Below are 23,941 nucleotides of genomic sequence, written 5' to 3' on the forward strand. Positions count from 1 at the left end.
ATATAAAAAAACCCGCGTTAAGCGGGTTCTTTAAACAAGCAACAACAAGCGGCGATTAAGCCAGTTTGTTGATCTGCGCGGTCAGGTTTGCTTTATGACGCGCTGCTTTGTTTTTGTGGATCAGACCTTTAGCAGCCTGACGATCCACGATTGGTTGCATTTCGTTAAATGCGTTCTGCGCTGCAGCTTTGTCGCCAGCTTCGATTGCTGCGTATACTTTCTTGATGAAAGTACGCATCATAGAGCGACGGCTTGCGTTGTGCTTACGAGCCTTTTCAGACTGAACGGCACGTTTCTTAGCTGATTTGATATTAGCCAAGTCCAACTCCCAAATATGATCTATGTGGACAATTCAAAGGCCGAGGAATATGCCCTCTTTGCCTTCTTTTGTCAATGGATTTGTGCAAATAAGCGCCGTTAATTAGCGACGCTACGTTACGTAGTGATGGCGCAGGATTCTACCAGCTTGTCTTTCGTGAATACAGCTTTTCGGCACAAAAATCGCAGTTCCCGGACAGATTTTTTTGCTGTGAAAGGTCAGCATGATGAAATCATTACGGCTTTCTGTTTTGTGCAGACAATCGTCGGTTAACCTTAATCGCTGTACAAGGTATACTTTGGCGATTTTCACTGTTTTGAGCCAGACATGAAGCTGATACGCGGCATACATAATCTCAGCAAAGCCCCCCACGGGTGCGTGCTGACCATTGGTAATTTCGACGGCGTGCATCGTGGGCATCAGGCGCTGTTGCAGGGATTGCGTAAAGAAGGGGAGGCACGTGGCCTGCCCGTGGTAGTGATGATTTTCGAGCCGCAGCCGCTGGAACTGTTCGCGGGCGATAAATCGCCTGCCCGACTTACTCGCCTGCGCGAGAAGTTGCGCTATCTGGCACAGTCCGGTGTGGACTACGTATTGTGTGTCCGTTTTGATCGTCGTTTTGCCGCGCTGACAGCACAAAATTTCGTCAGCGACCTGTTGGTCAAGCGCCTTGGCGTGCAGTTTCTCGCCGTGGGTGATGATTTCCGCTTTGGCGCTGGTCGTCAGGGCGATTTCTTGCTATTACAGAAGGCTGGCCTGGAATATGGTTTTGACGTCACCAGCGCGATGACCTTTTGCGAAGGTGGCGTGCGCGTCAGCAGTACGGCGGTTCGCCAGGCGCTGGCCAATGATGAACTGGAAACCGCAGAGAATTTGCTGGGGCATCCGTTTACCATTTCTGGTCGTGTGGTTCATGGCGATGCGCTGGGCCGTACGATAGGTTTCCCGACGGCGAATATACCGCTGCGTCGTCAGGTCTCCCCGGTTAAAGGGGTATATGCGGTGGAAGTGGCTGGACTGGGCGAGAAACCTTTTTACGGTGTCGCCAATATTGGCACACGTCCTACGGTCGCCGGTGTGCGGCAGCAGCTGGAAGTGCATCTGCTGGACGTTGTAATGGACCTCTACGGTCGCCATATAGATGTCATACTGCGTAAAAAAATACGCAATGAGCAGCGATTTGCCTCGCTGGATGAACTAAAAGCGCAAATCGCGCGAGATGAATTAACGGCCCGCGAGTTTTTTGGGCTTTGAACCCGGCTTAAATGCCTACGTGATAAATACGGAACCGAGAATCTGATGAGTGACTATAAATCAACCCTGAATTTGCCGGAAACAGGGTTCCCGATGCGCGGCGATCTCGCCAAGCGCGAACCGGGAATGCTGGCGCGTTGGACCGATGATGACCTGTACGGCATCATTCGTGCAGCCAAGAAAGGCAAAAAAACCTTCATTCTGCATGATGGCCCTCCATATGCGAATGGCAGCATTCATATTGGTCACTCTGTAAACAAGATTCTGAAAGACATTATCGTGAAGTCCAAAGGACTCGCGGGATATGACTCGCCTTACGTTCCGGGTTGGGACTGCCACGGTCTGCCGATTGAACTGAAAGTTGAGCAGGAATTTGGTAAGCCGGGTGAGAAATTCACTGCGGCGGAATTCCGTGCGAAATGCCGTGAATACGCGGCCACTCAGGTTGACGGCCAGCGTGCAGACTTTATTCGTCTGGGCGTGCTGGGCGACTGGTCGCATCCGTACCTGACCATGGACTTCAAAACCGAAGCCAACATCATCCGTGCGCTGGGTAAAATCATCGGCAATGGCCACCTGCACAAAGGCGCGAAGCCGGTGCACTGGTGCGTGGACTGCCGTTCTGCGCTGGCAGAAGCAGAAGTTGAGTATTACGACAAAACCTCGCCTTCAATCGACGTGGCCTTCGAAGCGGTCGATCAGGATGCGATCAAAGGTAAATTCGGCCTGCCGGGCGTAAGCGGCCCGATCTCGCTGGTTATCTGGACCACCACCCCATGGACGCTGCCTGCTAACCGTGCAATCTCCCTCTCCGGTGAGTTCGAATATGCACTGGTTCAGATTGACGGTCAGGCGCTGATCCTGGCGAAAGATCTGGTGGAAAGCGTGCTGAAACGCGCGAACATCACCGACTACACCGTGCTGGGCACCGTGAAGGGCGACGCGCTGGAGCTGATGCGCTTCAAACACCCGTTCCTGGACTTCGACGTTCCGGCGATCCTGGGCGACCACGTGACGCTGGAAGCCGGTACCGGTGCAGTACATACCGCCGGTGGTCACGGTCCTGACGACTACAACATCAGCCTGAAATACGGTCTGGAAATCGCGAACCCGGTTGGTCCGGACGGCTCATACCTGCCTGGTACGTATCCATCTCTGGATGGTATCAACGTCTTCAAAGCGAACGACATCATCGTGGAGATGCTGCGTGAGCGCGGCGCGCTGTTGCACGTTGAGAAAATGCAGCACAGCTACCCGTGCTGCTGGCGTCACAAGACGCCGATCATCTTCCGTGCGACCCCACAGTGGTTCGTCAGCATGGATCAGAAAGGCCTGCGCGAGCAGTCTCTGAAAGAGATCAAAGGCGTGCAGTGGATCCCGGACTGGGGCCAGGCGCGTATTGAATCCATGGTGGCTAACCGTCCTGACTGGTGTATCTCCCGTCAGCGTACCTGGGGCGTGCCGATGTCGCTGTTCGTGCATAAAGAGACGCACGAACTGCACCCGAACACGCTGGAACTGATGGAAGAAGTGGCGAAGCGTGTTGAAATCGACGGCATTCAGGCGTGGTGGGATCTCGATGCCCGCGATATCCTGGGCGCTGACGCGGACAACTACGAGAAAGTGCCAGATACCCTGGACGTATGGTTCGACTCCGGGTCTACTCACGCCTCCGTGGTTGACGTGCGCCCTGAGTTTGCCGGTCATGCGGCTGATATGTATCTGGAAGGTTCTGACCAACACCGTGGCTGGTTCATGTCATCTCTGATGATCTCTACCGCCATGAAAGGTAAAGCACCTTACCGTCAGGTACTGACCCACGGTTTCACCGTCGATGGTCAGGGCCGCAAGATGTCCAAATCTATCGGTAATACCGTTTCTCCGCAGGACGTGATGAACAAACTGGGCGCAGACATTCTGCGTCTGTGGGTGGCATCTACTGACTATACCGGCGAAATGGCGGTATCAGATGAGATCCTGAAACGTGCTGCCGACAGCTATCGTCGTATCCGTAACACCGCGCGCTTCCTGCTGGCGAACCTGAATGGTTTCGATCCGGCAAAAGACATGGTGAAACCGGAAGAGATGGTGGTGCTGGATCGCTGGGCGGTAGGCTGTGCGAAAGCGGCGCAGGAAGATATCGTTAAGGCATACGAGTCTTACGATTTCCATGAAGTGGTGCAGCGCCTGATGCGCTTCTGCTCCATCGAGATGGGCTCGTTCTACCTCGACATCATCAAAGACCGCCAGTACACCGCGAAAGCGGACAGCGTGGCGCGTCGTAGCTGCCAGACTGCGCTGTATCACATCGCAGAAGCACTGGTGCGCTGGATGGCGCCAATTATGTCCTTCACCGCGGATGAAATCTGGGGCTACCTGCCAGGTGAGCGTGAGAAGTATGTCTTCACCGGCGAGTGGTACGAAGGTCTGTTCGATCTCTCCAGTACCGAAGCGATGAACGATGCCTTCTGGGACGAGCTGCTGAAAGTGCGTGGCGAAGTGAACAAGGTCATTGAACAGGCGCGTGCTGACAAGAAAGTCGGTGGTTCTCTGGAAGCGGCAGTGACCCTGTACGCAGAACCTGAGCTGGCGGCCAAACTGACGGCGCTGGGCGATGAATTACGATTTGTCCTGTTGACCTCCGGTGCGAAAGTTGCGGATTATGCCGACGCTTCTGCTGATGCTCAGCAGAGCGAACTGCTTAAAGGACTGAAAGTCGCACTGAGCAAAGCCGAAGGTGAGAAGTGCCCGCGCTGCTGGCACTACACCACCGATGTCGGCCAGGTGGCGGAACACGCAGACATCTGCGGACGCTGTGTAAGCAACGTCGCCGGTGACGGCGAAAAACGTAAGTTTGCCTGATGAGTAAAACTCTCTGTTCAACAGGACTGCGCTGGCTGTGGCTGGTTGTGGTGGTGCTGATTATTGATCTGGGCAGCAAGTTCCTGATCCTCCAGAACTTTGCTCTGGGGGATACGGTTCCGCTGTTCCCGTCGCTTAATCTGCACTATGCGCGTAACTATGGCGCAGCGTTTAGCTTCCTTGCTGACAGCGGTGGCTGGCAGCGCTGGTTCTTTGCGGGTATTGCTATCGGTATCTGTGTGGTGCTGGCGGTGCTGATGTACCGTTCGAAAGCGACACAAAAGCTGAACAACATCGCCTATGCGCTGATCATTGGCGGCGCGTTAGGTAACCTGTTCGATCGCCTGTGGCATGGCTTTGTGGTCGATATGATCGACTTCTACGTCGGCGACTGGCACTTTGCGACCTTTAACCTCGCCGATAGCGCAATTTGTATCGGTGCGGCGTTAATCGTGCTGGAAGGTTTCTTGCCGAAACCCGCCGCGAAAGAGCAGGCTTAATTGTAAATGCCGGGTGGCGCTGCGCTTACCCGGCCTACAGAATTTGTGGCCTCCCGTAGGCCCGGTAAGCGCAGCGCCACCGGGCAACAGGTGACCCAAAACAAGCGAGCAATTTGCATGTCTAAATCCGTACAAAGCAATAGCGCGGTTCTCGTTCACTTCACGCTGAAACTGGATGACGGCTCAACGGCCGAATCCACCCGCAATAACGGCAAACCAGCCCTGTTTCGTCTTGGCGATACGTCGTTATCTGAAGGTCTGGAGCAGCAGCTTCTGGGTCTGAAAGAGGGGGAGAAGAAGGCGTTTTCGCTGGAGCCGGATGCGGCGTTTGGCGTGCCAAGCCCGGATCTTATCCAGTACTTCTCTCGTCGTGAGTTTATGGATGCAGGCGAACCGGAAATCGGGGCGATTATGCTCTTTACCGCTATGGATGGCAGCGAAATGCCTGGCGTGATCCGCGAAATCAACGGCGACTCCATCACCGTAGATTTCAACCATCCGCTTGCCGGGCGCACCGTCCATTTTGATATTGAAGTGCTGGAGATCGATCCGGTACTGGAGGCCTGAAATGCAGATCCTGTTGGCTAACCCGCGCGGCTTCTGCGCCGGTGTAGACCGCGCTATCAGCATTGTTGAAAACGCGCTGGAGATTTACGGCGCGCCGATTTACGTGCGTCACGAAGTTGTACATAACCGTTACGTGGTCGACAGCCTGCGTGAACGCGGTGCAATCTTCATTGAGCAGATCAGCGAAGTGCCGGACGGCGCGATCCTGATTTTCTCCGCACACGGTGTCTCCCAGGCGGTACGTAACGAAGCGAAAAACCGTGATTTGACGGTGTTCGACGCCACCTGTCCGTTGGTAACCAAAGTGCATATGGAAGTGGCGCGCGCCAGCCGTCGCGGTGAAGAGTCGATCCTGATTGGTCATGCGGGTCATCCGGAAGTCGAAGGCACTATGGGCCAGTACAGCAACCCGGAAGGGGGGATGTATCTGGTGGAGTCGCCAGAAGATGTTCTTACGCTGAACGTGAAAAACGAAGCCCGTCTGTCGTTCATGACGCAGACCACGCTTTCAGTTGATGATACGTCGGATGTGATTGACGCATTGCGCCAGCGTTTCCCGAAAATCGTCGGGCCGCGTAAAGATGATATCTGCTACGCAACCACTAACCGCCAGGAAGCGGTGCGTGCGCTGGCTGAACAGGCGGACGTGGTGCTGGTGGTCGGCTCGAAAAACTCCTCTAACTCCAACCGTCTGGCCGAACTGGCGCAGCGCATGGGCAAGGCGGCGTTTCTGATTGACGACGCGACGGACATTCAGGAAGCATGGGTGAAAAACGCGGCCTGTGTCGGTGTCACCGCAGGGGCTTCCGCGCCGGATATCCTGGTGCAGAACGTGATCACCCGTCTGCAGGAACTGGGTGGTGGTGAAGCCGTTCCGCTGGAAGGCCGCGAAGAAAACATCGTCTTCGAAGTCCCGAAAGAGCTGCGTATTGATGCACGTGAAGTGGAATAATCACCCCCTTTGAAAAAACAATGCCAGACTACATGTCTGGCATTTTTTTATGGTCTAAAGAGGCACCCACGACGTTACGCCATAATGCTCCCGCTTCATCGGTCCACATGAGCAGTAATAACGACGCAAAGCGTTCTGCTGCGGCGGAAAGAGGGCGGTTTTTTACGCGGATCATGCCTAACGTACGTCTGATCACGGGCTCAACAAGCGGTACGCTGACGACAGTACTATTCCCGCTATGAGGCATTGCCAGACAGGGGACTGCTGAGACCCCAAGCCCCGCTTCCACAAGTCCAAGGGATGTAGATAAATGTCTGACCTCGTAAAACCAGTCCAGTTTCCATGGTTTATCTGCCAGGCTTCTTTCGATCAATTGTCTATTGCCGCTGGATTTTCGCACACCAATTAACGTTTGTGTCACAAGCTCTCGCCATTCTACTAACTTCCTGCTCGCCAGGGGATGATCCTGTCGGCAAGCCAGCACGAATGGTTCATTCACCAGAGGAATAAAATCGACGTCTGGATATGTGACCAGGTTCATGTTTATTCCAAAGTCGACATCCCCTTTACGCACTGAGTCCATACACGTTTCTATACCTTGCTCATAAATTCGCACTTTAATATTGGGGTAGCGCTGATTAAATTGAACGATCGCTCGGGGTAGAAAGTAAAAGACTGCCGTCGGAATACAAGAGAGCGTTACCGTATCATGCAAATTTGAGTTGAGATCGCTGATATTGATAATGGCAGCGTCGAGGCTGGAGAGTAAAGACTTTGCCTCCGGAAGAAGCAGTTTCCCTGCTGGCGTAAGCGAGACTTTCCGTGTCGTTCTCTCGAACAGGCAAATATTAAGGTTGCCCTCTATTTTTTTTATTTTTCTGGTTAATGCAGGTTGCGTAAGATTCAGCACTTCTGCCGCTTTGCTAAATGAGCCAAGCTCTGCGATGGTGACGAAGGCTTTCATTCCAGACAGTTCATTTTTCATTATTACTCCGTAACCAGTAATAAAAATCATGCTTATAAAATAACATGACAATAGCAAAAAAAGAGCCAGTCTCGTATTCGTTCCGAAATGGTATAAGTCTTATGATTTAATTTTATCAATCGCTGAAATCCTTGCAAGTAGAATTGATACAAAGCCCGCATGGTGTGTTTTTTTGTTGGGTGTTATTTAGGTAAATAAAAAACTTAAAAAACATAAAAATCACCATGTCTGTTTTATTTAATTTTATTCAATTCTCATTTTTTAAGGAAAATAGCATGCAGCGTATTCCCTGTGTATTAATGCGTGGAGGAACCTCTAAAGGTGCCTTCCTGTTAGCGACAGATTTGCCCGAAAATATTCAAGAACGCAATGAAGTTCTGTTAACCATAATGGGGTCGGGTCATGAACTGGAAATAGATGGGATTGGCGGGGGAAGCCCACAAACCAGCAAAGTGGCTATTGTGAGTAAATCCAAAAATCCGGATGCGGATATTGATTATCTTTTTGTACAGGTCATTGTCAACGAGCGTCGGGTTGATACCACCCCAAACTGTGGAAATATGCTATGTGCCGTTGGTGGGTTTGCTATTGAACATGGATTAGTTGAGCCATTATCTCCGGTAACACGTGTGCGTATACGAAATGTTAACACTAATACATTTATTGATGCTGATATTCAAACGCCGAATGGAAAGGTGGTTTACGACGGAGATACAAAGATTGATGGTGTGCCAGGCTATGCCGCCCCTGTTGGTCTGACCTTCTTAAATGCCGCGGGAGCTAAGTCAGGACACCTTTTCCCAAGTGGCAATCGGGTTGATGTTTTTGATGATATTCGTGTTACCTGTATCGATATGGCAATGCCCATGGTGATTATTCCCGCGCAGAGTCTGGGCAAAACGGGTTACGAATCTGCCAGCGAGTTGGATCAGGATAACGCTCTGTTTCAACGCCTTGAGTCTATTCGTAAACAAGCCGGTGCCGCGATGGGATTTGGTGATGTTTCGGATAAGGTGATCCCAAAACCGGTTCTAATTTCTCCTGCTCAACGGGGGGGGACCGTCAATGTCCGTTATTTTATGCCGCATAATTGTCATAAATCACTCGCGATAACGGGGGCAATTGGACTTGCAAGTTCCTGTATTATTCCAGGAACCATCGTTAACGAGCTTACTCAGATATCAGAATATGGCGTAATTAAAGTTGAACACCCAAGCGGTGGCATTGACGTTAATTTAAGTAACGATGGTGAATATCCTGAAGATATCCGCGCTTCGGTGATTCGTACTGCGCGTAAGATCCTGTCCGGAACGGTTTATCTTCCCAATAGTTATTAAATGTAAAAACAGCGAAGGCATTTCGCCAGGTGAGTGTGCAGTACATGCATACTTAAATAGCGGATGCGGCTAAGGATTGGAAATGCAACGGAATATTTTATGGAAGCTGCTTTTTTTAATAGCGATACCAGTAATGATGGGGTTGTGTCCGACACCGGAAGGATTAACGAAACTTGCCTGGGTTTTGTCTGGTATTTATCTTGCGGCGATTGTCGGGTTAGTTATAAAACCATTTTCTGAGCCTGTCGTATTATTGATTGCCGTTGCGGCATCAATGGTTATTGTGGGTAATTTGGGGGATGGTTCGATAAAAGCAGCAAGTGTTTTAAGTGGTTACTCATCAGGGACGACATGGCTCGTCTTCTCAGCTTTTACGCTGAGTGCGGCGTTTGTGATTACCGGTTTAGGTAAGCGTATTGCCTATATCCTTATCGGAAAAATTGGCAGCACCACGCTGGGGTTAGGTTATGTTACTGCTTTTCTTGATCTGATTCTGGCTCCAGCAACACCTTCCAATACTGCTCGTGCTGGCGGTATTGTTTTACCGATTATCAACAGTGTTGCGGTAGCATTGGGTTCTGAACCCGAGCAAAGCGCAAAACGCGTTGGTCATTATCTGATGATGAATATATATATGGTGACAAAAACCACCAGTTATATGTTTTTCACCGCAATGGCCGGGAATATCCTTGCTCTCAAAATGATTGAGGATATTTGCAATATTAAGTTGAGTTGGGGCGGTTGGGCACTGGCAGGCGGATTGCCAGGTATTGTTATGCTTTTACTGACGCCGTACATAACGTACAAGATAAACCCACCTGAATTGAAGAGAGTCGACAATAAAAAAATAGCGAAAGCGGGCATTGACGCTTTGGGACCCATGACGTTGCGTGAAAAAATGTTGAGCTGCCTGTTTGTTATGGCGCTGGGAGGATGGGTTTTTAGTAAATCACTGGGAGTGAATGAGTCAACTGTCGCCATTTGCGTAATGACATTGATGCTGGTGTTAAAAATCGTTACCTGGGATGATGTTATAAAAAACAAAGGCGGCTGGAATACCCTTATCTGGTATGGTGGTATTATCGGTTTGAGTTCATTGCTGTCAAAAGTGGGTTTTTTCTTATGGTTGGCTGATGTACTGGAGAAAAATATTTCTTTTGGCGATCATGGCATTGTCGCATTTATCATTATAGTGACATTGAGTATTCTGGTTCGGTATTTCTTTGCATCTGGTAGTGCTTATATTGTGGCAATGATCCCTGTCTTTGCAATGCTAGCAAATGCCTCTGGCGCACCGCTAATGCTCACTGCTCTGGCGCTGCTGTTTAGTAATTCCTATGGTGGTATGGTTACCCATTATGGTGGCGCAGCCGGTCCGGTTATATTTGGTGTAGGCTATAACGATATTAAATCCTGGTGGCTTACTGGCGGTATATTGGCACTCCTCACTTTTATTGTGCACATTACCTTAGGTGTGTGGTGGTGGGAACTGCTGATCTCATGGAAGGTAATCTAATATTTTAAAATAAACTGGGCGGCAATGGTCGCCCGGCTTCCCAGTAATTACTTGTCAACAACGACATAACAAGGTGCAATATATTTATGTCTCCAGTAGCAATCACATTATCACTATTGGTTTTTTCGATTGTAATGTTTGTTTGGGAGAAAATACCCTTAGCGGCAACCGCAATGATTGTATGCATTACATTAGTCGTTACCGGTGTTTTTGATGTCAAAACAGCCTTTTCTGGTTTTATTAATCAGAATGTCATTTTATTCGTGGCAATGTTTGTGGTGGGAGGCGCGCTGTTTGAAACAGGCGTTACGGATGAAATTGGTAGCATAGTTACCCGTTATGCGCGATCGGAAAAACAGTTGATCGTTATTATCATGTTAGTTTGTGGTCTCCTTTCTGGCTTTTTATCCAATACCGGAACCGCTGCGGTTTTAATTCCGGTCGTGATTGGGGCCGCCGTGAAATCAGGGTATGCGCAATCCCGTCTTCTTATGCCATTAGCTTTTGCATCTGCGCTAGGTGGAAATCTTTCTCTGATTGGTTCACCCGGTAACCTCATTGCCCAGTCGGCACTAGAACACGTTGGACAGCGTTTCGGTTTTTTTGAGTATGCCAAACTGGGTGTTCCGATGCTGTTGTGTGGCATCCTTTATTTTCTGACCATTGGATATAAAATTTTACCGGGCAATAATATTATTGCCAATCAGAGAGGGAAAAGTATCAAAAAAGTAGAATGTCCAAAATATAAGAAAGTCATTGCACTTTCAGTGTTGGTGTTTACCGTATCAGGAATGATCTTTGAAAATAAAATCGGTTTACCGATCGCCATCATCGGCGCTATCGGTGCGCTGTCATTAATCGTCACTCGTGTGATCACTGAAAAACAAGCTTATCAGTCTATCGATTCGCAAACGATTTTTCTTTTTGGCGGTACATTAGCGCTGGCGAGGGCGCTTGAGACAACGGGGGCGGGCGAAATCATGGCCCGATCAATTATCGATCTGCTTGGTCAGCAGGCGTCACCGTTTTTACTTTTAAGCGCGGTATTGGTAATTTCCTGCGCATTGACAAATTTCATGTCAAATACGGCAACTGCGGCTTTATTAATTCCTATTGGGTTGTCGATTGCTAATACCATGGGAGCAGACCCTCGAGCAGTATTAATGGCGATAGTGATCGGATGTTCATGTGCCTATGCGACACCTGTCGGAACACCGGCGAATATGATGATATTTTCTGCTGGCGGTTATAAATTCACTGATTATGTAAAAGTCGGTTTACCACTTATCGTTATCTCAGGAATCGTTAGTTTTATTTTGTTACCTGTGTTTTTCCCGTTTTATCCATAAGCGATATTGTTCGTGGATATTAACGAGTAGCAAGTTGAGTCAATATTTTTTCTAAATCTAAGGATGTATATGATTAAGCTATATGAGCAGGGGATCTATCTGTCCCATCAGCATGGTATTATTCCAGAAAATAAATGTTCAATCACAATGAATAAATGTGATGCGCGTAAACGAACAATATCATGGTCTATTTTGTCATCGCATAACACGTCAGGAGATGAAGATAAGTTAAAAATAAAGTTTGATTCAATGGCCTCACACGATATCACCTTTGTGGGGATTATCCAGACTGCAAAAGCCTCTGGAATGGAACGCTTTCCGTTACCTTATGTACTGACCAACTGCCATAATTCATTATGTGCTGTTGGTGGTACCATTAATAGCGATGATCATATCTTTGGTTTGTCGTCTGCCCAGAAATATGGCGGGATCTATGTTCCTCCGCATATTTCTGTCATCCATCAATACATGCGCGAGATGATGGCCGGAGGAGGAAAAATGATCCTCGGCTCAGATAGCCACACGCGTTATGGCGCGTTGGGTACGATGGCGGTTGGTGAAGGCGGGGGAGAGTTGGTTAAGCAACTGCTGGGCGATACCTGGGATATTAACTATCCTGATGTTGTTGCTGTTTATTTAACCGGAAAACCGGCTCCTGGCGTTGGGCCTCAGGATATTGCTCTGGCGATCATTGGGGCGGTTTTCAGGCGTGGTTACGTTAAGAATAAAATCATGGAGTTTGTGGGGCCAGGTGTGGCAACGATGTCCACTGATTTCAGGAACAGCATCGATGTGATGACGACCGAAACCACCTGCCTCTCTTCAATCTGGCAAACGGATGAAGAGACGAAAAGATATCTGCAGGCGCATGGAAGAGAAAAAGAGTATCTGGCGCTGTCGGCAAAAGATATGGCTTACTATGATGGTTGTATTGAGGTGGATTTAAGCAGTATTAAACCAATGATTGCCTTGCCGTTTCATCCTGCAAACGTTTATGAAATTGATACGCTTAATGAGAATTTACAGGATATCCTGCGAGACGTTGAAATCGAGTCCGAAAAAATGTCGCTGGGGCGCGCAAAGCTCTCCTTATTGGACAAAATTGAAAACGGAAAATTACGGGTTCAGCAGGGGATCATTGCCGGTTGTTCAGGGGGGAACTATGTCAATGTGGTGGAAGCCGCCAATGCCCTGAAGCATCATTCCTGTGGCGACAATATTTTCTCCCTTTCGATCTATCCGTCATCTCAGCCGGTGATGATGGCGTTAACGAAAAAAGGGATGATTAGCGATCTCATGAGTGCTGGCGCAGTTATCCGTACCGCCTTTTGCGGTCCGTGTTTCGGTGCAGGTGATACGCTGATGAATAATGGGCTGAGTATTCGTCACACCACGCGTAACTTCCCGAACCGTGAAGGCTCCAAACCTGGCAATGGCCAAATGTCGGCTGTGGCCCTGATGGATGCCCGCTCAATTGCGGCGACGGCTGCCAATGGCGGTTTACTGACATCGGCCTCTGAACTCGATTGTTGGGGGACTATTCCAGAATATGAATTTGATGTGTCACCCTATACAAACCGCGTTTATCAAGGGTTTATTAAAGGGGCTAGCCAGCAACCTTTGATCTATGGTCCTAATATCAAGGACTGGCCGGAGATGAGCGAATTAATGGATAACATTCTGTTGAACGTGACCTCGAAGATCATGGATCCGGTGACGACCACTGACGAACTTATCCCTTCCGGCGAAACGTCATCGTTTCGTTCTAATCCATTGGGACTTGCAGAGTTCACGCTTTCGCGCCGCGATCCCGGCTATGTAGGGCGTAGCAAAGCGATTGCGGCACTGGAACAACAGCGCGTGGCGGGTGAAGACCCTTGTAAGCTGGATCCGGAACTGGGGAATATTTTCGCGCAGATCCGTCAGCTACCGGGACAAGAGAATGTCACTGTGCAACAAACGGGAATTGGCAGTATGGTCTATGCGGTAAAACCTGGCGATGGTTCTGCGCGAGAACAGGCGGCCAGCTGTCAACGCGTCATTGGTGGTCTGGCAAATATTACGCAGGAGTATGCCACCAAGCGTTATCGTTCGAACGTAATTAACTGGGGGATGTTGCCGCTGCAGATGAAGGAAGCGCCAGATTTTGAAGTGGGTGATTTTATCTATATTCCTGGAATAACTTCCGCATTAGATTCCGACCTCAGTGATATTACGGCTTATGTCATCCGCCATGCCGGGCCCGTTAAACGGATTTCGCTTTATATGGAGGCATTGACGCCATCTGAACGTGAGATAATCAAGGCAGGGAGTTTGATTAATTACAACAGGCAGCAACTGAAAAAAAGTATTGCCTGATAAGCGTAACGAAACGGGATGCTATAGCATCCCGTTTTTTACTGAAGGCTAAACCCATCTCAGGCTTTACCACGATAGATACGTTCCGGTCTGCCCACTTTGCCATAGCTGATTTCCGCTTCGAGTAAATCATTCTTGACCCCTTGTTCCAGATAGCGGCGTGCGGTGGTCTTACTGCTGCCGAGGATGCGGGCCAGAGAATCGGCGGTATGCACAGTATCCGGGAGGGAAAACAGCTGCAACATACGGTTAAACGTGTTTTCGTCAATACCGCGCAGCAACGTATTGGCTGGCTCGGTTTGTTCACGAGCCTGAATATTAAACAGCGTATCCACATGGGTTTGGCTGGCTTGTTCACTGGAGCGCAGTGAGCTGCGATAGCGAGCGAAACGCTCAAGAGTATGTTGCAGGCGTTGATAATGAACGGGCTTAATCAGGTAATCGAATACACCTAAACGTAACGCTTCGCTGATGGTGTCCATATGGTTATCAGCGGTGATGAAAATAATGCGCCCTTTGTAATTCATGTTAACAGCGTGGCGAATCAGATCTGGCCCCTTGCCATCCGGCAGAAAATTATCCAGTAAAATGAGTTGGGGCTGATAGAGGCGAAGCAGTTTTTTTGCGCTTTCCAGTTTGTCCGCAATGCCAACTACGCTGAACTGGGGAAATTGTTTGATGGTATCCACCAGGATTTCCGCCAACAAAGGCTCGTCTTCAACGATAAGGGTAGTGATGCTATCCATGATGTTCATCTCTGGTAAGGGGAATATAAAGGGTAAAAATGGTGCCAAAAGGAATATTGTTCTCGACGACAATACTGCCGCCAGCTTGTTCGACGTAACTATGCACCAGCCATAATCCAATACCGTGGTCGCCACTGTCGCTGCTGGTGACGCCACGTTCAAAAATGCGATCGCGGAGTGTTTCATCAATCCCACATCCCTGATCGGCTATTTCTATGATCACTTCGTGCCCGTCGCAGCTGATCAGACATTCAATCTGCCGCGATCCGCCTTCGTGGCGTAACGTGGCGTTATAGGCGTTATCCAGCAGATTACCGACGATCGAAATCCATTCGCTGGGGGATAGCACCGTCGGTAATGTCGAATCAACGTAGCAGGCAGGGTCGAAAACAAGCTCCAGCCCCAGCTCTTTGGCTCTGTAGTACTTGCCGATCAGCAACCCCGCAAGATGGCTGTCTCTGAAACAACGCGTAATAAAATCCAGCACTTTCTGGTGGCTTTCTGATTGCTGGTGAATCAGAGCCAGCGCGTGGTCATAGCGTTTCAAATACAGAAACCCAGCGATGGCTGAGATGAGGTTGCGATGTTCATGCTGTACGGCTCGCAGGTTGTCGGCATATTGCCGCACCTGGCTGAGTTGCAGACTCAGGGTGTTAATATCATCTTTGCTGCGAAAGCTAATCACCCACCCCTGAGGCTGGTTGTTCAGGATCACCGCCATACGGCTGGCAATGACCTTAATGTCGTTGAACGTGACAATCTCATCCTTTTTATTTTTCTGTGGCGCATCATAGAAAAACGCTTCGGGGGTGACGACGCTGGCAATAGCATTGCCGATAAGCTCGGCTTCGGGCTGGCTAAGATTAAGCATACGGCGAGCCGTTTGATTAATCGCGGTGATGTGGTAAAGCGAGTCAATGGCGATAAGCCCTTCAAATACGGACTCGAACAACACGCTCTGTTGGATCAGCAACTGCGAAAGTTGCTGAGGTTCCATATTGAGCATCTGCTTTTTAATATGCAGGGAAAAGCGTCGGGCGCAGTAGAGGAGCAGAAGTAATAAACTGACCATGGGCATCATTAATGAACCCGTTTGCAGATTAAGCCAGTTATCCAGCTGTTCAATCGTATACCCGACAGAAACAATGCCGATGACTCTCCCCTTACTGTCCTGGATAGGGGATTTTCCGCGTAGCGATGAACCCAGCGAACCTTTCCGCACTGAGACATAGCTTTTGGCGTTCAGGAGTGCATCATCATTGTCACCGCCTTCCATGGCTTTCCCAATCTCATTGGGATTAACGTGATATAAGCGACGTCCTCTTTCATCACCCACAGTAATATATGTCGCATCGGAAAAGGAGCGCATAGGATCAATCAGAGCTTTGATCCGCGCGCCGTCGTTATGCTGTACGGCCTCAACGAGTCCAGGCATCGCAGAAATTTGCATGGCCTGGATAAGCGCTCGCTGGCCAACCTGATAGTGCAGTCGATCTTTTGTGATGTTAGTGAGGTACCAGGACATGGCAAGCATGACCATTGTTGATGTGAATAGAATCAGCAGAAAGATGCGATTCTGAAAGGAGCGCAGGGAAAACCACTGTGTAGTTTTTGGAATAGGCATACGTAAAGAAAGATTAAAAAAAGGAATTGTTAGGTATCCGGCGAAATCAATGTCTGCGCCAGTTCATAGTTATCATTTTTTTAGAAAATATTTAGGGTTTAGATGGGCATGGGATACGGTGCGCGTACCCCATACATTGTCACATTGCCAGCACGTATTTCAGCATCACACCTGCGGCGATAGCGGAGCCAATTACCCCAGCAACGTTAGGTCCCATCGCATGCATGAGCAAGAAATTCTGCGAGTCCGACTCCAGACCTACCTTGTTGGAGACGCGAGCCGCCATCGGTACCGCAGAGACACCGGCCGAGCCAATCAGTGGGTTAATTGGATTCTTGCTGTACCTGTTCATTAGCTTCGCCATCAGCACGCCTGCGGCAGTACCGATGCCAAATGCGATCACCCCCAGCAGCAAAATACCCAACGTTTGCGGCTGCAGGAATTTATCAGCCACCAGCTTCGCTCCGACAGAAAGACCGAGGAATATCGTCACAATATTGATCAACCCGTTTTGTACGGTGTCACTCAGACGCTCCACCACGCCGCTTTCACGCATCAGGTTGCCAAAGCAGAACATCCCCAGCAGCGGTGCTGCGTCCGGCAGCAGCAGCGCCACCAGCAGCAACAACAGCACCGGAAACAGGATCTTCTCCCGCTTGCCCACCGTACGCAGTTGCACCATGCGGATATTGCGCTCTTTTTCCGTGGTCAGCGCCTTCATAATCGGCGGCTGAATCAGCGGTACCAGCGCCATATAGGAGTAGGCTGCTACCGCAATCGCCCCGAGCAGTTCCGGTGCCAGCTTGCTGGAGAGGTAAATCGCAGTTGGACCGTCCGCACCGCCGATGATGCCGATTGCCGCTGCCTGTGGCATGTTGAAGTCGATGAACCCGAAGTAGTTCAGCGTCAGCGCCCCCAGTACGGTGGCGAAGATACCGAACTGTGCCGCCGCGCCCAGCAGCAAGGTACGCGGGTTTGCCAGCAGCGGGCCGAAATCGGTCATTGCCCCGACGCCCATGAAGATAACCAATGGCGCCACGCCGGAGCCAATCGCCACTTTATAGAACAGCGCCAGTACGCCTGACGAGTAACCCATATCCACCGCCAGATTTTCCATCTGGGCTTGGACGGACGGCAGCGCCAGCGCTAATGCCTCTTTAATCGCGTGTGCGTCCGGGGCGCAGTTCAGCTTTGCAGCGATGACCGCCAGCTGCCCGGCATCGTGGTGTGCCAGCAGATTTTCGAGCGCAGTTAGCGCCAGTCCGGCTTCCGGGATATTGGAGAGCAGACCACCGAAGCCAATTGGCAGCAGCAGCAGGGGTTCGAACTTCTTCGAAATCGCCAGCCACAGCAGCAGCAGGCTCACCAGCAGCATGATGGCCTGGCCAATGCTGAGGTTCATTAGCCCCATCCCCTGAATCAGGGCATTCAGACTTTCCATTTCTTCCGTTCCTTACGCCAGCATCATCAGGGTATCACCTACTGCCACGGCATCTCCGGCTTTCACCGTGATATTGCGGACGGTTCCGGCTTGTGCGGCGCGAATCTCGGTTTCCATCTTCATGGCTTCCAGAATCAACAGTACGTCACCTTTATCAACGGCCTGTCCTTCTGTCGCAATGACCTTCCAGATATTGCCTGCCAGCGGCGCGGTTACCGGGGTGCCTGCACCTGCCGGCGCGGGGGCTGCAGAAGGAAGAGTGGCAGACGGCGCGAACGGGTTAATATCGCCGCCGTTACTCACTTTCACGACAAAGGCTTTGCCTTCTACTTCCACCGTGTAGATGCCGGACGCCGCCGCTTTTTCTGCTTTTTCGGCCGATTTTCTCTCCACCACCTGCTGTACCGGCTCAAATGCCGCCGGATTATTACGATTCTCCAGGAACTTCATCCCAGGCTGCGGGAACAGCGCGACGGTCAGCACGTCGTCGATAGCATTGTCAGCAAGCGTGATGCCCTTTTCCTGCGCCTGGCGTGTGATATCCCCTTCGAGTTGCGCCAGCTCAGGCTTCAACAAATCCGCCGGGCGGCAGGTAACTGGCTGAGCACCTTTCAGTACTCGTGCCTGCAGGGCGGCATTGACCGGGGCTGGTGTATGGCCGTACTCACCTTTCAGAATGCCAGCGGTCTCTTTCGCGATGGTTTTATAGCGTTCTCCGGTCAGCACGTTGAGCACCGCCTGGGTGCCGACAATCTGTGATGTTGGGGTGACCAGCGGGATAAAGCCGAGATCCTCGCGAACGCGGGGGATCTCCGCCAGCACCTGATCCAGTTTGTCCGCCGCGTTCTGCTGCTTTAGCTGGCTCTCGAGGTTGGTGAGCATGCCGCCAGGAACCTGGGCGACCAGAATACGGCTGTCATAGCCTTTAAGCTGGCCTTCAAAGGTGTGGTATTTTTTGCGCACGTCGCGGAAGTATGCGGCGATGTTCTCCAGCTTATGGATATCCAGCCCGGTGTCATGTTCCGTTCCGGCGAGCGTGGCAACCAGCGTTTCGGTTGCCGGATGGCCGTAGGTAGCGCTCATTGATGAGATAGCCGTATCGACGCTGTCGACGCCCGCCTCAATAGCCTTCAACAGCGTCATTTCCGCCATGCCAGTGGTGGCATGCGCATGCAGATGCAGGCGGACGTCATAGCGCTTTTTGATTTCACTGACCAGTTCATATGCCGCTCCCGGCGTCAGAATGCCGGACATATCCTTTATGGCAATCGAATCGACGCCGGTCTCCAGCAGTTGTTCGGTCAGATCCAGCCAGGTCTGTAAGGTGTGGGCCGGGCTGGTGGTGTAGCTTAGCGTGCCCTGGGCGTGCGCGCCGTGGCTGCGAACCGCCTGCAGGGCGGCCTTCATGTTGCGCGGGTCGTTCATGGCATCGAAGACGCGGAACACGTCCATGCCATTCTTCACTGCCCGCTCCACAAAGCGTTCCACCACGTCATCAGCGTAGTGGCGGTAGCCGAGCAGGTTCTGGCCGCGCAGTAGCATCTGCAGCGGGGTTTTCGGCATTGCTTTTTTCAACTCACGCAGGCGAACCCACGGGTCTTCGCCGAGAAAGCGAATGCAGGCGTCAAAGGTGGCTCCGCCCCAGCATTCGAGAGAGCCGTAGCCGACGTCATCGAGGGCGGCGGCAATGGGCAGCATGTCGTCAAGACGAAGGCGGGTGGCGAACAGGGACTGGTGGGCGTCGCGCAAGACGACATCGGTAATAGCAACGGTCATGGATTCCTCCTTGAAATTAAGCGTGATAGCGGTGATGGTGAATGGCTGCGGCAATCACCGGCTTTAAGCGGGTGAAGTCGTCCAGTGCGGGCGCGGATACCGGCGCCGGAACAGCAACAGGTTCAGGAAAGAAGCGGTTAATCACCGTGGACATTCCCCGTATGGCAAGGATCAGCAGTAACAGGAACGTCATGACGAATCCCATACCGAGAAGCATCAGGGTTAAGCCTTCACCCAACAGAGCTGCATCAGACATCAATGTTTTCCAGAGTAGAGGCACGGCGATGCCTTTGACCGCAAACCTCCAGGTGTATCCGGCTAAGGGGTAGAGTGGATTTCCTTCTGCCGCTCCCGGCGCTGGCCTCTACTTTTCACCTGGTTGTTTGCGCTAAATACCCGTCATACTTCAAGCTGCATGTGCGTTGGCTGCGTTCGCTCACCCCAGTCACATAGTTACCTATGCTCCTGGGGATTCACTCTCTTGCCGCCTTCATGCAACTCGAATTATTTTGGGTATACACCGCCGTGCGTATTTTTTACGCCATCATGCTAAACACGATGCTTGCGATAACAAGCACAATACCGCCGCCCAGACGAGAGGAGATTTGTGCATAAGAGATAAGATTCATACGGTTGCAGGCGGAAAGGACTTCCAGATCGCCGGAGCCACCCCGGTTTGCCATACAAAGCCCCGCAGTAATGGAGGATTCAATGGGGTAGAAGCCAATCAGCCACCCGCCGATAGCTGCACCCACCACAGCACCGACAACGATGATGGCGGCGATAACCACGTTCGCAAACGTCAGGGCATCGATAATTTCCTGCAAGTCGGTGTAACACACGCCGACACCGACCATCAGGACCCACAGCAGCTGTTTTGAAAAGAAATCTGACAGGCGTTTCGCCCCGGCTTTAATTTCCGGTGAGCAAAGACCTGATGCGTTCAACGCTGCGACGATCAGCACCATCCACGCAAAGTAGTGAATGGAGACGCCACCGATGCTCGGCAGAATTTTTTTCGCCACAACATAGGCCAGCAGGAAGCAGGTAGTGGCCAACACCAGACCCACTGCTGTTTCTCTGTGGGTAATCTGGCCAGCTTTTTCATCGTCTTCCGTTTTAAAGGACGCTTTACGCACCAGCTCACCTTCACCGCTGAGCCAGGCGTATTTTTTTCCGACGATATCGAGTACCGCGGCGAAAATAATCGCGAAGATATTGGCAATGGTCAGAATAGCGATAGCGGTTGAGTAGTACTCTTCGCGAGAACGACCCGTAACGGAATGGTAGATTTCTGAAAGCGGAACGGCCCCTGCACCGTTGCCACCGCCCATAATCGGCAGGACGTACAGCATCATGATGCGGTCTACCGGAATACCAAAGCACAGGCCAATGGCGATACCGAAAAGTGATGCGCCGATAATCCCTGTCAGAATGGTGGGGATATAGCCCAGCAGCGATTTCAGCAGCAATTTACGGTTAACTGACAGGATCGCGCCAGTAATCAATACTGCGATAAACAGGTTAAGAAAGTTACTTTTATCCATGACGTTGCTGATAGCGTCGATTTCTTTCTGGGTGAATACCCCTGCATAAACGAACCAGGCAGCAACCAGAAATATCATCACCGGCGCACCGCCAATGTATTTGTTGAAAATGGGCAGGCGTTTACCTATCTCCCCAAACATAGCGCCAATAATAAACATGATGGCAAATCCGCCAACCACGTCAGTAGGCAATGCATTATAAAAATGAGAAAGTAATAAAGTAATTAACGCGAAAGCGTAAAGCGGTAGCGACATACCAAATATTTTAAATCCCAGTAAATCGCTAACCCCCTTCCTTTCCGCCGCTGGGGCTTGGGTCATGTTAGTCATACACATCATCCTGTATTGATAAGTAGCAAGGTTGGCGCATATTAATAAATTAAACCTGAGTCGAGTTGTGACTCTCTTCACTGAATGATGGTGTTTTTAATTGATTTAATTTATTTAACGTTCTCTAGTTAATTAAAAAAATAAAAGTCATAAACACAATAAAGGCAGCGGGAAAAATGTGATGTCTATTCCAGACGGATAATATAAACGCTGGCGAAATATGTGCCGTGATTTGCTGAAGGACGCAGAATAGTGAATTTGATATTTAAGCGTGTTTATTTACAAAAGGATGTATCACGCCGCAAGGCGGTGATGACCTTCCTGCAAGAGGCCGGACTTTCTCTGGAACGTGATTGCGAAATAGCGGTATGTGCAGAATGGCAGGGAGTGCTTGTGGGATGTGGCGCGCTTGCCGGAAATGTCCTGAAATGCATCGCTGTCTCACCCACCCTACAGGGTGAAGGGCTCAGTCTGAAGCTGCTGACCGAGATGCTGACGCTGGCATATGAGTTAAACCGCAGCGAGCTTTTCCTGTTCACAAAACCCGAAAATCGCGTGCTCTTTTCAGGCGCGGGATTCTGGCCCATTGCTCAGGCGGGTGAACGGGCGGTGTTAATGGAAAACAGCAGCGAACGGCTGGCGCGTTTTTGCCGTCAACTGGCGCTCTATCGCCAACCGGGAAAGAGGATTGGCGCTATCGTGATGAATGCGAACCCTTTTACGCTGGGTCATCGCTATCTCATCGAGCAAGCCGCAGCCCAGTGCGACTGGTTGCATCTGTTTGTCGTCAAAGAAGACGCTTCATTTTTTTCTTATACCGACCGTTGGGCGCTGATGGAGCAAGGGATTGCCGGTATCGACAATGTCACGTTGCATCCAGGTTCGGCTTACCTGATCTCCCGTGCGACGTTTCCAGGTTATTTCCTCAAAGAACAAGGCGTGGTGGACGACTGCCATTGCCAGATCGATCTGCAACTTTTCCGCGAACACCTGGCCCCGGCACTGGGGGTAACCCATCGTTTTGTTGGCAATGAGCCGTTCTGCCCACTGACCAGCGCCTATAACCAGCGGATGCACGACATCCTGGGTGACCCAAATCGTCGTGGATCCGCCATCAAGGTTGTTGAGGTTGCGCGCATGGAGAAAAACGGTGCCCCCGTCTCTGCATCCCGCGTCAGGAAGCTGTACGCCAAACGTGACTGGCAGGCAATACGCGCGCTGGTACCTGCTGGCACGCTGGCATTTTTACAGCACCTGGCGGCCGAACACACTGAAACCGTATGACGTAGTACCGTTAACAAGGAACATAACTCATGGAAATCATTAAGGATGCCCTGGCAGGCACGCTGGAATCCAGCGATGTGATGATCAGGATTGGCCCCTCATCTGAACCCGGAATCAGGCTGGAGCTGGAGAGTCTGGTGAAGCAGCAGTTCGGCGCGGCGATCGAGCAGGTTGTACGGGAGACGCTGGCAAATCTTGGTGTCAAGCACGCGCAGGTTAGCGTAGATGATAAAGGTGCGCTGGAGTGTATTTTGCGCGCCAGAGTGCAGGCGGCGGCGCTGCGTGCGGCAGATCAAACGGAAATTCAATGGAGCGCATTATGAAACCTCGTCGCAGTATGCTGTTTATTCCCGGCGCTAATGCGGCCATGTTGAGCACCTCGTTTGTCTACGGCGCAGATGCGGTGATGTTTGATCTCGAAGACGCCGTATCGCTGCGCGAAAAAGATACCGCCCGTCTGCTTGTCCATCATGCGTTACAGCATCCTTTCTATCAGGATGTGGAAAAAGTGGTGCGCATTAATCCACTGAACACACCCTTTGGTCTGGCCGATCTTGAAGCGGCGGTGCGCGGCGGCGTGGATATTATTCGTCTGCCAAAAACCGATAGCAAACATGATGTGCTGGAGCTGGAAGCCCAGGTTGAGCGCGTCGAGCGCGAGTGTGGACGCGAAGTGGGAAGCACAAAACTCATGGCCGCCATTGAGTCAGCGAAGGGGGTGGTTAACGCCGTGGACATTGCGACCTCAAGCCCTCGCATGGTCGCGATTGCGCTGGCTGCGTTTGATTATGTGATGGATATGGGCACCTCTCGCGGCGACGGAACAGAGCTGTTTTATGCCCGCTGCGCCGTGTTACATGCGGCGCGAGTCGCCGGCATTGCCGCGTATGATGTCGTCTGGTCGGATATTAATAATGAAGAAGGATTCCTGAAAGAAGTTCAGTTGGCGAAAGGGCTTGGATTTAACGGCAAGTCGTTAGTTAATCCCCGTCAGATTGAGCTTTTGCATCAGGCTTATTCACCGACGCGCAAAGAGGTCACTTACGCGCTGGAGGTGATAGCCGCCGCGGAAGAGGCCGAGTCTCGTGGGCTGGGCGTTGTATCGCTCGATGGAAAAATGATTGACGGTCCGATTATCGACCACGCTCGCAAAGTGGTGTCGCTGTCGGCTTCCGGTATTCGTGACTAAGGAAG

At 51.0% G+C, this 23,941-nt stretch carries 20 protein-coding genes and 1 pseudogene; 13 read left to right on the top strand and 8 right to left on the bottom strand.

The window, feature by feature from the left end; all coding sequences use genetic code 11:
* Positions 1–55: 55 nt before the first annotated feature.
* Positions 56–319, bottom strand: a complete 264-nt coding sequence (gene rpsT / locus ACQG2G_RS03295) for a 30S ribosomal protein S20 (RefSeq protein WP_003856458.1) — start codon at positions 317–319, stop codon at positions 56–58.
* A 101-nt stretch (positions 320–420) separates the two neighbouring features.
* On the opposite strand from rpsT, the pseudogene ACQG2G_RS03300 reads away from it, so the two are divergent.
* The 6 genes and pseudogenes from ACQG2G_RS03300 to ispH all read left to right on the top strand — a co-directional run bounded on the left by ACQG2G_RS03300 (position 421) and on the right by ispH (position 6,454).
* A pseudogene (locus tag ACQG2G_RS03300) lies at positions 421–639 on the top strand (DUF2575 domain-containing protein).
* 7 nt (positions 640–646) lie between these two features.
* Positions 647–1,573, top strand: coding sequence for a bifunctional riboflavin kinase/FAD synthetase (gene ribF, locus ACQG2G_RS03305; RefSeq protein ID WP_020688470.1), 927 nt, complete (start codon positions 647–649; stop codon positions 1,571–1,573).
* A gap of 45 nt (positions 1,574–1,618) precedes the next feature.
* The gene (gene ileS, locus ACQG2G_RS03310) at positions 1,619–4,435 is read left to right on the top strand and encodes an isoleucine--tRNA ligase (RefSeq protein ID WP_038981169.1); all 2,817 of its coding nucleotides are present in this window, start codon (positions 1,619–1,621) and stop codon (positions 4,433–4,435) included.
* Entirely contained in the window at positions 4,435–4,935 is a 501-nt protein-coding gene (lspA, locus tag ACQG2G_RS03315; protein WP_013095527.1) for a signal peptidase II, read from the top strand. The genes ileS and lspA overlap by 1 nt, the downstream gene beginning before the upstream one ends.
* Before the next feature lie 117 nt (positions 4,936–5,052).
* On the top strand, positions 5,053–5,502 hold the full coding sequence (gene fkpB / locus ACQG2G_RS03320; protein ID WP_013095528.1) for an FKBP-type peptidyl-prolyl cis-trans isomerase: 450 nt from the start codon (positions 5,053–5,055) through the stop codon (positions 5,500–5,502).
* 1 nt (position 5,503) lies between these two features.
* Positions 5,504–6,454, top strand: a complete 951-nt coding sequence (gene ispH / locus ACQG2G_RS03325) for a 4-hydroxy-3-methylbut-2-enyl diphosphate reductase (RefSeq protein WP_061772706.1) — start codon at positions 5,504–5,506, stop codon at positions 6,452–6,454.
* Positions 6,455–6,482: 28 nt separating this feature from the next.
* Here ispH and ACQG2G_RS03330 read toward each other — a convergent pair whose 3' ends face one another.
* Positions 6,483–7,439, bottom strand: a complete 957-nt coding sequence (locus ACQG2G_RS03330) for a LysR family transcriptional regulator (protein ID WP_061772707.1) — start codon at positions 7,437–7,439, stop codon at positions 6,483–6,485.
* 275 nt (positions 7,440–7,714) lie between these two features.
* Here ACQG2G_RS03330 and ACQG2G_RS03335 point away from each other — a divergent pair, with 275 nt between their 5' ends.
* The 4 genes from ACQG2G_RS03335 (at position 7,715) to ACQG2G_RS03350 (ending at position 13,999) form a co-directional block, all read left to right on the top strand.
* The gene (locus tag ACQG2G_RS03335) at positions 7,715–8,776 is read left to right on the top strand and encodes a 4-oxalomesaconate tautomerase (RefSeq protein ID WP_061772708.1); all 1,062 of its coding nucleotides are present in this window, start codon (positions 7,715–7,717) and stop codon (positions 8,774–8,776) included.
* An 82-nt stretch (positions 8,777–8,858) separates the two neighbouring features.
* Complete coding sequence (locus ACQG2G_RS03340; RefSeq protein WP_061772709.1) at positions 8,859–10,292, top strand: anion permease; 1,434 nt, start codon at positions 8,859–8,861, stop codon at positions 10,290–10,292.
* A gap of 86 nt (positions 10,293–10,378) precedes the next feature.
* Positions 10,379–11,641, top strand: coding sequence for an SLC13 family permease (locus ACQG2G_RS03345; protein WP_061772710.1), 1,263 nt, complete (start codon positions 10,379–10,381; stop codon positions 11,639–11,641).
* A gap of 69 nt (positions 11,642–11,710) precedes the next feature.
* The gene (locus tag ACQG2G_RS03350; RefSeq protein ID WP_061772711.1) at positions 11,711–13,999 is read left to right on the top strand and encodes a hydratase; all 2,289 of its coding nucleotides are present in this window, start codon (positions 11,711–11,713) and stop codon (positions 13,997–13,999) included.
* A 59-nt stretch (positions 14,000–14,058) separates the two neighbouring features.
* Here ACQG2G_RS03350 and citB read toward each other — a convergent pair whose 3' ends face one another.
* The 6 genes from citB to citS form a co-directional block, all read right to left on the bottom strand.
* Positions 14,059–14,745 carry a citrate response regulator transcription factor CitB gene (gene citB, locus ACQG2G_RS03355; RefSeq protein ID WP_061772712.1) on the bottom strand — a complete coding sequence of 229 codons (687 nt, stop codon included), beginning with the start codon at positions 14,743–14,745 and terminating at the stop codon, positions 14,059–14,061.
* A complete protein-coding gene (gene citA / locus ACQG2G_RS03360; RefSeq protein ID WP_061772713.1) occupies positions 14,738–16,369 on the bottom strand; it encodes a citrate sensor histidine kinase CitA in 1,632 nt (543 codons plus the stop codon). The genes citB and citA overlap by 8 nt, the downstream gene beginning before the upstream one ends.
* A 139-nt stretch (positions 16,370–16,508) precedes the next feature.
* Positions 16,509–17,810 carry an oxaloacetate decarboxylase subunit beta gene (locus ACQG2G_RS03365; protein ID WP_061772714.1) on the bottom strand — a complete coding sequence of 434 codons (1,302 nt, stop codon included), beginning with the start codon at positions 17,808–17,810 and terminating at the stop codon, positions 16,509–16,511.
* A 12-nt stretch (positions 17,811–17,822) separates the two neighbouring features.
* Positions 17,823–19,586, bottom strand: a complete 1,764-nt coding sequence (oadA, locus tag ACQG2G_RS03370; RefSeq protein WP_348595912.1) for a sodium-extruding oxaloacetate decarboxylase subunit alpha — start codon at positions 19,584–19,586, stop codon at positions 17,823–17,825.
* A 16-nt stretch (positions 19,587–19,602) separates the two neighbouring features.
* A complete protein-coding gene (locus tag ACQG2G_RS03375; protein WP_061772341.1) occupies positions 19,603–19,842 on the bottom strand; it encodes an oxaloacetate decarboxylase subunit gamma in 240 nt (79 codons plus the stop codon).
* A 280-nt stretch (positions 19,843–20,122) separates the two neighbouring features.
* On the bottom strand, positions 20,123–21,463 hold the full coding sequence (citS, locus tag ACQG2G_RS03380; protein WP_248078605.1) for a citrate/sodium symporter CitS: 1,341 nt from the start codon (positions 21,461–21,463) through the stop codon (positions 20,123–20,125).
* Positions 21,464–21,715: 252 nt separating this feature from the next.
* Between citS and citC the strand changes: the two genes are divergently transcribed.
* The 3 genes from citC to citE are packed head-to-tail and all read left to right on the top strand — an operon-like array spanning position 21,716 to position 23,936.
* The gene (citC, locus tag ACQG2G_RS03385) at positions 21,716–22,747 is read left to right on the top strand and encodes a [citrate (pro-3S)-lyase] ligase (protein WP_248766770.1); all 1,032 of its coding nucleotides are present in this window, start codon (positions 21,716–21,718) and stop codon (positions 22,745–22,747) included.
* A gap of 29 nt (positions 22,748–22,776) precedes the next feature.
* Positions 22,777–23,070: a citrate lyase acyl carrier protein gene (gene citD / locus ACQG2G_RS03390; protein ID WP_061772592.1), complete on the top strand. Its 294-nt coding sequence runs from the start codon at positions 22,777–22,779 to the stop codon at positions 23,068–23,070.
* Positions 23,067–23,936 carry a citrate (pro-3S)-lyase subunit beta gene (citE, locus tag ACQG2G_RS03395; protein WP_061773092.1) on the top strand — a complete coding sequence of 290 codons (870 nt, stop codon included), beginning with the start codon at positions 23,067–23,069 and terminating at the stop codon, positions 23,934–23,936. The genes citD and citE overlap by 4 nt, the downstream gene beginning before the upstream one ends.
* Positions 23,937–23,941 lie beyond the last annotated feature (5 nt).

This window comes from Enterobacter cloacae complex sp. 382A5, assembly GCF_050031095.1.
Lineage (GTDB): Bacteria > Pseudomonadota > Gammaproteobacteria > Enterobacterales > Enterobacteriaceae > Enterobacter > Enterobacter cloacae.

What these genes read in the sequence shown, in the direction of transcription:
- citB (WP_061772712.1), bottom strand. Translation starts at nt 14,745, where the DNA reads ATGGATAGCATCACTACCCTTATCGTTGAAGACGAGCCTTTGTTGGCG.
- ispH (WP_061772706.1), top strand. Translation starts at nt 5,504, where the DNA reads ATGCAGATCCTGTTGGCTAACCCGCGCGGCTTCTGCGCCGGTGTAGAC.
- citD (WP_061772592.1), top strand. Translation starts at nt 22,777, where the DNA reads ATGGAAATCATTAAGGATGCCCTGGCAGGCACGCTGGAATCCAGCGAT.
- ACQG2G_RS03350 (WP_061772711.1), top strand. Translation starts at nt 11,711, where the DNA reads ATGATTAAGCTATATGAGCAGGGGATCTATCTGTCCCATCAGCATGGT.
- citS (WP_248078605.1), bottom strand. Translation starts at nt 21,463, where the DNA reads ATGACTAACATGACCCAAGCCCCAGCGGCGGAAAGGAAGGGGGTTAGC.
- ribF (WP_020688470.1), top strand. Translation starts at nt 647, where the DNA reads ATGAAGCTGATACGCGGCATACATAATCTCAGCAAAGCCCCCCACGGG.
- ACQG2G_RS03335 (WP_061772708.1), top strand. Translation starts at nt 7,715, where the DNA reads ATGCAGCGTATTCCCTGTGTATTAATGCGTGGAGGAACCTCTAAAGGT.
- ACQG2G_RS03345 (WP_061772710.1), top strand. Translation starts at nt 10,379, where the DNA reads ATGTCTCCAGTAGCAATCACATTATCACTATTGGTTTTTTCGATTGTA.
- ACQG2G_RS03365 (WP_061772714.1), bottom strand. Translation starts at nt 17,810, where the DNA reads ATGGAAAGTCTGAATGCCCTGATTCAGGGGATGGGGCTAATGAACCTC.
- oadA (WP_348595912.1), bottom strand. Translation starts at nt 19,586, where the DNA reads ATGACCGTTGCTATTACCGATGTCGTCTTGCGCGACGCCCACCAGTCC.
- ileS (WP_038981169.1), top strand. Translation starts at nt 1,619, where the DNA reads ATGAGTGACTATAAATCAACCCTGAATTTGCCGGAAACAGGGTTCCCG.
- ACQG2G_RS03330 (WP_061772707.1), bottom strand. Translation starts at nt 7,439, where the DNA reads ATGAAAAATGAACTGTCTGGAATGAAAGCCTTCGTCACCATCGCAGAG.
- citA (WP_061772713.1), bottom strand. Translation starts at nt 16,369, where the DNA reads ATGCCTATTCCAAAAACTACACAGTGGTTTTCCCTGCGCTCCTTTCAG.
- ACQG2G_RS03375 (WP_061772341.1), bottom strand. Translation starts at nt 19,842, where the DNA reads ATGTCTGATGCAGCTCTGTTGGGTGAAGGCTTAACCCTGATGCTTCTC.
- citE (WP_061773092.1), top strand. Translation starts at nt 23,067, where the DNA reads ATGAAACCTCGTCGCAGTATGCTGTTTATTCCCGGCGCTAATGCGGCC.
- ACQG2G_RS03340 (WP_061772709.1), top strand. Translation starts at nt 8,859, where the DNA reads ATGCAACGGAATATTTTATGGAAGCTGCTTTTTTTAATAGCGATACCA.
- lspA (WP_013095527.1), top strand. Translation starts at nt 4,435, where the DNA reads ATGAGTAAAACTCTCTGTTCAACAGGACTGCGCTGGCTGTGGCTGGTT.
- fkpB (WP_013095528.1), top strand. Translation starts at nt 5,053, where the DNA reads ATGTCTAAATCCGTACAAAGCAATAGCGCGGTTCTCGTTCACTTCACG.